8 protein-coding genes and 2 tRNA genes are annotated in these 8864 nt (G+C 69.8%); 6 read left to right on the top strand and 4 right to left on the bottom strand.

All coding sequences use genetic code 11. The annotated features are described in order from the left end of the window. Positions 1-124: 124 nt before the first annotated feature. Complete coding sequence (locus CK625_RS11655) at positions 125-631, bottom strand: disulfide bond formation protein B (RefSeq protein ID WP_095540494.1); 507 nt, start codon at positions 629-631, stop codon at positions 125-127. A gap of 327 nt (positions 632-958) precedes the next feature. On the opposite strand from CK625_RS11655, the gene CK625_RS11650 reads away from it, so the two are divergent. After that, positions 959-1978 (top strand): PTS transporter subunit IIC, encoded by a 1020-nt coding sequence (locus CK625_RS11650; RefSeq protein WP_095540493.1) that lies wholly within the window; start codon positions 959-961, stop codon positions 1976-1978. Between the two features lie 28 nt (positions 1979-2006). Here the strand turns inward: CK625_RS11650 and CK625_RS11645 are convergent, their stop codons facing one another. Beyond that, positions 2007-2603, bottom strand: a complete 597-nt coding sequence (locus tag CK625_RS11645; protein ID WP_095540492.1) for an IMPACT family protein — start codon at positions 2601-2603, stop codon at positions 2007-2009. A gap of 124 nt (positions 2604-2727) precedes the next feature. Between CK625_RS11645 and cobT the strand changes: the two genes are divergently transcribed. From cobT to CK625_RS11630, 3 genes are read left to right on the top strand one after another with little or no spacing between them, the layout of a single operon-like run. Next, a complete protein-coding gene (cobT, locus tag CK625_RS11640; protein ID WP_095540491.1) occupies positions 2728-3795 on the top strand; it encodes a nicotinate-nucleotide--dimethylbenzimidazole phosphoribosyltransferase in 1068 nt (355 codons plus the stop codon). Positions 3796-3811: 16 nt separating this feature from the next. Further along, positions 3812-4735, top strand: a complete 924-nt coding sequence (locus CK625_RS11635) for an adenosylcobinamide-GDP ribazoletransferase (protein ID WP_343030400.1) — start codon at positions 3812-3814, stop codon at positions 4733-4735. Further along, positions 4732-5346 carry a histidine phosphatase family protein gene (locus tag CK625_RS11630; protein ID WP_095540490.1) on the top strand — a complete coding sequence of 205 codons (615 nt, stop codon included), beginning with the start codon at positions 4732-4734 and terminating at the stop codon, positions 5344-5346. Before CK625_RS11635 ends, CK625_RS11630 begins: the two co-directional genes overlap by 4 nt. Positions 5347-5452: 106 nt before the next feature. Here the strand turns inward: CK625_RS11630 and CK625_RS11625 are convergent. Beyond that, a tRNA-Asn gene (locus CK625_RS11625) sits at positions 5453-5528 on the bottom strand. 70 nt (positions 5529-5598) lie between these two features. After that, positions 5599-5674: transfer RNA gene (locus tag CK625_RS11620), tRNA-Asn, on the bottom strand. A 192-nt stretch (positions 5675-5866) separates the two neighbouring features. On the opposite strand from CK625_RS11620, the gene CK625_RS11615 reads away from it, so the two are divergent. Both CK625_RS11615 and CK625_RS11610 read left to right on the top strand, forming a co-directional pair. Continuing rightward, positions 5867-7867, top strand: coding sequence for a DUF294 nucleotidyltransferase-like domain-containing protein (locus CK625_RS11615; protein WP_172425157.1), 2001 nt, complete (start codon positions 5867-5869; stop codon positions 7865-7867). An 8-nt stretch (positions 7868-7875) separates the two neighbouring features. Next, on the top strand, positions 7876-8751 hold the full coding sequence (locus CK625_RS11610; protein WP_238945639.1) for a 3'-5' exonuclease: 876 nt from the start codon (positions 7876-7878) through the stop codon (positions 8749-8751). Positions 8752-8864: the final 113 nt, after the last annotated feature.

Below are 8864 nucleotides of genomic sequence, written 5' to 3'. Positions count from 1 at the left end.
CGGCGAGCGCACGGTGGATGCGCTGTGGCGGCGCATGGGGCAACTGGTTGATCTGTTCTCGGCTCAAGAGTGTGCCAATTACTTCAGATCAGCTGGATATGTAATTAATTAAATCGAAAATGCTCTAGCGCCCGCGCAAACGCCAGGCCGCCCACAGCAGCGCCACGCAGAACGCGGCAAAGGTCAGAAAAGACCAGTTGGCGATGGACAGGCCCAACAGCGACCAATCCACCGCCGTGCAATCGCCCGAGCCCCGAAACAGCATCGGGATGGCCTTGCTGATCGGATAGTTCTCGACGATGCCGTAGAAATCGCGGCCGCAGGTGACGGTCTCGGGCGGATACCACTGCATCCAGCTCTGGCGCGCTGCAACAAAAGCGCCAAAGCCGCTGATCAGCAAGGCCAGGCCGCCCCACAGCCACCACCACCAGCGCCGCCCCCACAGGCTGCCCAGCAATGCAGCCAGCAGCACGCCCGTCAGCGCGTAGCGCTGCACGATGCACATCGGGCAGGGCTCCAGCCCCACGTGGTGCTGCAAGTACAGCGCAAAGCCCAGCAGGCCGGCACAGGCCAGGGCCATCAGCGCCAGCAAGCGCCGTGGCGCAGCCAGCAAAAAATCCAAGGCATTCACGAATTCATCCTTTCTTCAGCATGGCGATGCGCCACCGGCCCGGCATCGCCCGGGGCGTGTATTGTCGCCGTCTTGGCGCGTGCTCTGATCAAGGAGAACCTGCGCAAACCGGCGGCGCCGTGTGCACCGCGCACCGAGATGGGGTGCGCAGCGAAAGCCACAGAGCGAGGCCAGCGCGGGTCTCGCGAGGATTGAGGGACGGCTCAGAACGCTCGAATCCGCAAATGCACACGGCACTGCGATTCGTGCAGTCCTCTTTAATGCTCAATTTGAGTATTAAAATCGCGCCACCTTTTCCAACTACTGCCCTGCGCGCAGCATCTGGCCATGTCGCTCAAGTCCTTCCTCCAGTCCCGCAACATCGAGTTCTCGCTGCGCCGCTACGGCATCGAGGCGCTGAACTACATGACCCTGGGCCTGTTCGGCTCGCTGATCATCGGGCTGATCCTCAAGACCGTGGGCGGCTGGACGGGCCAGCCCTGGCTGATCGAGGCCGGCACCATGGCCCAGCAAAGCATGGGCGCGGCCATTGGCGTGGCCGTGGCCTATGGCTTGCAGGGCCCGCCCATCGTCGTCTTTGCCAGCGCCGCCATCGGCGCGCTGGGGGCCAAGCTCGGCGGGCCGGTGGGTTGCTTCGTGGCCGTGGCCGCCGCCACCGAGGCCAGCAAGCTGGTGAGCAAGACCACCCCCATCGACATCATCGTCACCCCGGCCACGGCGCTGGCAGTCGGTTTCCTCACGGCCAAGGGCCTGGCGCCCTTCATCGGCAATGTGCTGGAGGTCACCGGCAACACCATCCAGTGGGCCATGACGCTGCAGCCGCTGCTGATGAGCATCATTCTGGCCGTGGTCATGGGCATGATCCTCACCGGCCCCACCTCCAGCGCCGCGCTGGCCATCTCGCTGAATCTGGGCGGCCTGGCCGGCGGCGCCGCCACAGCTGGCTGCGCCGCGCAAATGATCGGCTTTGCCGCCATGAGCTACCGCGAAAACGGCGTCTCCGGCCTGCTCAGCCAGGGCCTGGGCACCAGCATGCTGCAACTGCCCAACATCGTGCGCAACCCGCGCATCTGGATCCCGCCCATCCTCAGCGCCGCCATCCTCGGGCCTGTGGCCACGCTGGGCTTTGGCATGCAGAACGTGCCCACCGGCTCGGGCATGGGCACCAGCGGCTTCGTCGGCCAGGTCGGCACCCTGGCCGCCATGGGAGAGAGCGGCCAGGTCTGGCTGTCCATCGCCTTGCTGCACTTCATCCTGCCGGCCGCGCTGGCCCTGCTGTTTGCCAGCGTGCTGCGCCGCTGGGGCTGGATCCGCCCGGGCGATCTGAAGATCAATCCGCGGATGTGAGCATCTGTTCCAAAGGCAAAAGGCCTGCTCAACTCCCCTGCTCATCCAGCCACTGCACCGCCCCCTGCGTGGCATCGGCAATGGCCTGGCGCAGGGCCTGGGTTTGGTCTTCCTGCACCTGGGCGGTGATGGTGACGCGCTCGCTGTGCGTCACTTCCAGCTGCTGAACGCCGTGCTGGGCCAGCAGGTGGCGCAGCAGGCCTTCTTGCGGGTAGTGCACGCTGAAGGCCAGTGTGGCCAGCGCCTGCAGCGGCACGCGCTCGGCCTGCAGCAGGGCCTGGGCCACGGCATCGGTGTAGGCGCGCACCAGGCCGCCAGCGCCCAGCTTGACGCCGCCAAAGTAGCGCACCACGGTGGCCAGCACGCCTTCGAGCTGCTGGTGGCGCAGCACTTCCAGCATGGGGCGGCCGGCCGTGCCGCTGGGCTCGCCGTCGTCCACCGCGGCCGATTGCCCGCCGGCCATCAGCGCCCAGCAGACGTGGCGCGCGCCAGGGTGCTGCTGCCACAGCTGCGCGACGATGTGCTGCGCCTGGGCGCGGTCGGCCACGGGCTGCACGCAGCCGATGAAGCGGCTTTTCTTGATCAGCAGTTCGCTGTGGACGGGGTGTTTGAGCGTCTGGCGCATGCAGAAGGTCGGCGCTTGCGCCCTGGCGCGGCATGAGCGCATTGAAAAGAAATTTTGCAATTAGGATAGCGCACCTTGCCTTGCCTGGGCCCGTGCCGGCCCTGGGCCCATCCATTGGACCACCATGCACTCTTCCCCCTCCTTCGATCCGGCCGCTTGCGCGGCGGCCATTGCCGATTTGCACGATGCGCAGCTGGCCAGCCAGTTGCAAGCGGTGCTGGACAACAAGACCAAGCCCCTGGGTTCGCTGGGCCGGCTGGAGGCCCTGGCCCACCAGATCGGCATGCTGCAAGGCAGCACCACGCCCGTGCTGCGCCAGCCCCATGCGCTGATCTTCGCTGGCGATCACGGCCTGGCGCAGCAAGGCGTCTCGGCCTTCCCGCAGGAGGTCACCTGGCAGATGGTGGCCAATATGCTCAGCGGCGGCGCGGCCATCAGCGTGCTCACGCGCCAGCATGGCATTGCGCTGAAGCTGGTGGACTGCGGCGTGGCCCGAGCCCTGCCCGCGCACCCGAATCTGTTCGATTACAAGGTGGCCCCCGGCACGGCCGATGCCAGCGAGCAGCCGGCCATGAGCCCCGAGCAATGCCAGGCCGCCATCGACGCCGGGCGGCGCGCCGTGCAGGCCGTGCCTGGCAACGCCATCCTGCTGGGCGAGATGGGCATTGGCAACACCTCGTCGGCCGCCCTGCTGCTGGCGCGGCTGAGCGGCCAGCCCATCGAGGCCTGCGCCGGCGCCGGCAGCGGCGTGCACGGCGCGGCCATGGCGCACAAGCTCAGCGTGCTGCAGCGCACGCTGCAGCGCCATGCCGATGCCCAAAGCCCCATGCAGGCGCTCAGCGCCCTGGGCGGGCTGGAGATCGCCGGCATGGTCGGCGCCGTGCTGCAGGCCGCGCAGGAGCAGCGCCTGATCGTGGTGGACGGCTTCGTCACCAGCGCCGCCGTGCTGGTGGCCACGCGCATGGCGCCGCACGTGTTGCAGCGCTGCGTGTTCTCGCACCGCTCGCACGAGCAAGGCCATCGCCTGATGCTGCAAGAGCTGGGCGCCACGCCGCTGCTGCAGCTGGACATGCGCCTGGGCGAGGGCTCGGGCGCAGCGCTGGCCTGGCCGCTGCTGGAGTCGGCCTGCCGCATCCTGCGCGACATGGCCAGCTTCGACTCGGCGCAGGTCTCGGGCCAGTTGCCGGGCTGAGCCGCCACGCCAGCACATGCCAAACCAGCCCAGCGCGCAACCCAGCGCCCCAACCCGCCAGCCCTTGCTGCAAGGGCTGCGCCACTTCCTGCTGGCGTTGCAGTATTTCACGCGCATTCCGGTCACGGGCGCGCTGGCGCGCTGGGTCGGCTATCACCCCCAGATGCTGCGCCATGCGCTGGGCCACCTGCCCGGCATCGGCCTACTCATCGGCCTGTTGAGCGCCGCCGTCATGCTGCTGGCGCTGGCCGTGCTGCCCAGCATGCAGCAGGCCCCGGCGCTGGCCTGGGTGGCCGCGCTGCTGTCCACCGTGGCCAGCCTGTGGCTGACCGGAGCCTTCCACGAAGACGGCCTGGCCGACCTGGCCGATGGCCTGGGCGGCGGCAGCGACCGCGAGCGCATCCTGCTCATCATGAAGGACTCGCGCATCGGCTCCTTCGCCGCCGTCACGCTGATCGTGGCCCTGCTGCTGAAAACCGCGCTGCTGGCCGCATTGCTGCAACTGGGCCCGGCGCTGCTGGCCGCCAGCGCCCTGCCCGCCGCGCACGTGTGCTCGCGGCTGATGCCGCTGCTGCTCACGGCCTGGCTGCCGCACGTGGGCGACAGCGCGCAATCCAAATCCAAGCCCATTGCCACGGGCCTGCAGGCCAGCGCGCTGCGCACGGCGCTGCTTTGGTTGGCCGTGAGCGCCCTGGCCGTGGGCGCGCTGCTGCGCAGCTCGCCTGTGGCTGCGCCGGCCAGCGCCTGGCTTTGGGCGGGCCTGGGCGCCTTGCTCGGCGGCGGCCTGGTGGGCTGGCGCTTGCGCGTGCGCCTGGGCGGCTTTACCGGCGACGGCCTGGGCGCCGCCCAGCAGGTGGGCGAGCTGGGCTTTTACCTGGCGCTGCTCATGGCCCTGGCCCCCCGCGGCGCGGCCCTGGCGGCCAGCGCCGCCAGCGCATGAGCGCCAGCGCGCTCTGGCAGCCAGCGCCGCTGTGGCTGGCGCGCCACCCTCGCGTGCAGTTGCCCGAGCCGCTGTGCTACGGCGCCAGCGAGGTGCCGCTGGAGCCGGCACACCTGGCGCAATCGGCCCAGGCGCTGGCGGCGTTGCTGCCCACAGGCTGCCAATTGCTCACTTCCGAGCGCCAGCGCACCCAGGCCCTGGCGCAGGCCCTGCGCGCGTTGCGCCCCGACTTGCCCGGCTGGCAGGTCGAGCCGCTGCTCAATGAAATGGATTTCGGCCACTGGGAGCAGCAGCCCTGGCGCAGCATCCCGCGCGCGGCCATCGACGCCTGGGCGCAGGACTTCGCGCAGCACCGCTTCGGCGGCAGGGAGTGCGTGGCCGACGTGCTGGCGCGCGCCCAGGCGCTGCGCCTGCGCCGGGTCCAGGCCCCTGCGCCCACGGCGCAGCTGTGGATCACCCACGCCGGGCTATTCAATGCCTGGGCCTATCTGCAGCGCGTCGGCGTACCCTGCTCGCCCAAAGCGCGGATTCCCATGCCCCAGGCCGCGCAATGGCCGGCCACGCGCATCGGCTTTGGCCAGTGGCTGCAGGCCCAGGCGCTGGGCTGGTAGCGCCCTCAAGACACACAGACAACAGGACACACAGGCAAAAGAAAAGGCGCGATTGGCATCGCGCCTTGTTCTGTGCCTGCGGCATGGCCTGTTGGCCTGTCTCATTTGGCTCCCCGACCTGGGCTCGAACCAGGGACCTGCGGATTAACAGTCCGTCGCTCTACCGACTGAGCTATCGGGGAAAACTGGTGCGCAGTTGCCGCTGCCTATATGTTGTGCGCCAACTGGTACGCCAACTGCGCTTGGAATCGGTGGCTCCCCGACCTGGGCTCGAACCAGGGACCTGCGGATTAACAGTCCGTCGCTCTACCGACTGAGCTATCGGGGAATAAGCGCGAGATTATATAGCGAAAAAACGCGCCCAAAAAACGCCATGCCGCCCAAAGCTCAGGTCTGCGGGTTCGTCTCTATCGACAAGCGCGCCCAGCGGCCCGACAGTGCGCCGTCAGTGCACGCCAGCACTGCCCGGCGCACGCGCCGCCCGGCCCGCTGGCGGCAGGCCCACGCAGAGGAATTTGGCATGACAGAGTCTTCCCCCGCCACGGACGCGACCGCCGGTCAGCGCGCGGTGGCGCAGAACGTGCAGGCGCTGGCGGCGTTCCTGCAGCAGCACGCGCCATTCGACGCCATGGAGCCAGCCCATGTGCTGCAACTGCTGCAGCACAGCGCGCTGGTCTTTTTCGCTGCAGGCCAGCAAATCCTGGGCCCCGAGGCGCCGCGCGTGGCGCATTGGTACATCGTGCGCCAGGGCCACGTGGTCGGCCAGCGCGCCGAGCTGGCCCAGCCCGCCGCGCCCGCGCAGCAGCAGGAGCCCGACACCCCGGTGCAGCTGCTGCCCGGCGACGCCTTTCCGTTCGCCGCCATTCTGGGCGAGCGCCCCACGCGCCGCCGCTACACCGCCGCCGAGGACAGCTTCTGCCTGCAGCTGCCGGTGGCGCAGTTCGTGCAATTGCTGGAGATCTCGCCCGTGTTCCGCCAGTTTGCGCTGCGCGGCGTCAGCGGGCTGCTGGCGCGCGTGGGCCAGCACATGCAGCTGGGCGCGCTGCAAACCCTGCACGAGGCCGATGCGCTCAACACCCCGCTGCGCAGCCTGGCCGCGCGCGCGCCGCTGACCTGCAGCCCAGCGGCCAGCGTGCGCGAGGCCGTGCGCCTGATGCACAGCCAGCGCACCAGCAGCATCGCCATCACCGATGCCGATCTGCGCCTGCAGGGCATCTTCACGCTGCGCGACCTGCGCGCGCTGGTCATCGCCCCGCACGCCGACCTGGACGCGCCCATCGGCCAGGTCATGACCGCCGCGCCCATGGCCCTGCACCCGGATGACAGCGCCTTTGACGCCACCATGCTGATGGCGCGCCACCACTTCGGCCACCTGTGCCTGGTCGAGGACGGCGTGTTGCGTGGCGTGATCTCCGAGCGCGATCTGTTCGCGCTGCAGCGCGTCGATCTGGTACACCTGGCGCGCGCCATCCGCAGCGCCGCCTCGGTGGCCGAGCTGGCCACGCTGCGCGCCGACATCGGCCGCCTGGTGGCCAACATGCTGGCGCACGGCGCCAGTGCGGAGCAGGTGCTGCGCATCGTCACCCAACTCAACGACCACAGCGTCGAGCGCGTCATCGAGCTGATGCTGGCCGAGCACGGCGACCCTGGCCTGCCCTTTGCCTGGCTGGCCTTTGGCAGCGAGGCGCGCGGCGAGCAAACCCTGCTGAGCGACCAGGACAACGGCCTGCTGTTCCTGGCTGGCGAGCCGGCCCAGGCGCAACAGGCCCAGGCCCGGCTGCTGCCGCTGGCCAAGGCCATCAACCAGGCGCTGCACGAGTGCGGCCTGCACTGGTGCCCGGGCGAGATCATGGCCAGCAACCCGGCGCTGTGCCTGGCCGACTTCCAGTGGCGCGATTTCTTCGACCGCATGCTGCTGCAGGCCCAGCCGCAGGACGTGCTCAACGCCACCATCTTCTTCGACATGCGGCTGGCCTGGGCCACGCCCGGCGCCCGCGCGCAGCTGGAGCAGGCCGTGCAGCAGCTGCGCGCCTACAGCCTGCAGCGCTTTCAGCAGGAAAGCGCCTTCCAGCGCCTCATGGCCAGCTTCGCGCTGCAGCGCACGCCGCCGGCCATCGGCGGCGCGCAAGGCCTCAAGCATCGCCTGATCCAAGCCCTGGGCGCGGCCCAGGGCGGCGCCACGCTGGACATCAAGAAACAGGCCCTGGCCATCTGCGTCGATGCCGTGCGCATCCTGGCGCTGGCCCAGGGCTGCAGCGCCGCCTCCACCGTGCAACGGCTGCGCTGGCTGGGCGAGCGCGGCCATTTGCGCCCAGAGCGCGTCAAGACCTATGAAGACGCCTTCAACTTCCTGCAGCAGCTGCGCCTGCGCCACCACCAGCGCCAACAGCAGCAAGGCCAGCCGCTGGACAACCTGATCGCGCTGCAGCAGTGCAATACGCTGGAGCTGCGCGTGCTGCGCGCCGCACTGGCCGAGGCCGCCCGCCTGCAGGACGCGCTGCGCCTGAACTACCGCCTATGAGCCTGTCCATGTGGCAAACCCTGCGCCAATGGCTGGGCGCGCGCCAGACCGCCCAGCCCCAGGCCGCGCCGCTGCCGCCCCTGCCGCCGCCGCAGCGCCACGAGCTGCAGCAGCGCCTGGCCCGGCTGCAACCCTTCGCCCAACCCGGCGCGCAGCCGCTGGCCACGCAGGCGCTGGTGGTGTTCGATCTGGAAACCACCGGGCTGGACCGCCAGCGCGACAGCGTGCTGTCCATCGGCGCGGTGCGCATCCAGGCCTGCGGCGCCCAGCCCGGCATCGCCCTGGGCCACAGCTTCGCGCGTGTGCTCAAGGTGCCGGTGCCCATCAGCCCGCTGGGCCAGCTGTTTCACGGCCTGACCCAGGATGACCTGCGCCAGGGCCAGGACCCGCGCCTGGCTCTGCTGGAGCTGCTCGAATGGGGCCAGGACGCGCTGTGGCTGGCCTGGCACGCCTGGTTCGACCAGGCCATGCTGCACCGCGCCGCGCAGCAATGGCTGGGCGAGCACGCACCCAGCAGCCGCACCGGCAAGATGCTGCTGCCACTGCCTGGCGTGTGCGATCTGGCGCAGCTGCTGCCGGCCCTGCTCGGCCCCTGCCCTGCTTGCCCAGCGGCGGTGCAGCCTGATGACACCCCGGCCACGATGCCGGCAAAGAGGCCGAGCACAACGCCAACGCGCCGCAGCGACCACGACCTGGACGCCTGGCTGCAGGCCCTGGGCCTGGGGCACAGCGCCCGCCACGACGCCGTGGCCGACGCCATGGCCACGGCCGAGCTGACCCTCATCGCCCTGGCCCATGCCCAGGCCCAAGGGCTGCAGACCTGGGGCCAACTGGCCAGCCTGGCCACGCAGCGCGAGCGCGCGCAGCAGCAGCCGGTTTTTTGAGCGCCCGTTCATGCAGCCCACTCATGCGCCAATCATGCGCCCGGCCATGCGCTGGCTCGGCGGGCCAGCCGCACGGCTTGCACATGGCGGCCATTGCCCTGCCCCGCCCTCTG

Source organism: Vandammella animalimorsus (assembly GCF_002285265.1).
Lineage (GTDB): Bacteria > Pseudomonadota > Gammaproteobacteria > Burkholderiales > Burkholderiaceae_C > Lampropedia.
The sequence above is the reverse complement of the archived record's forward strand: the minus strand, read 5'-3'. Positions and strand labels throughout refer to the sequence as shown.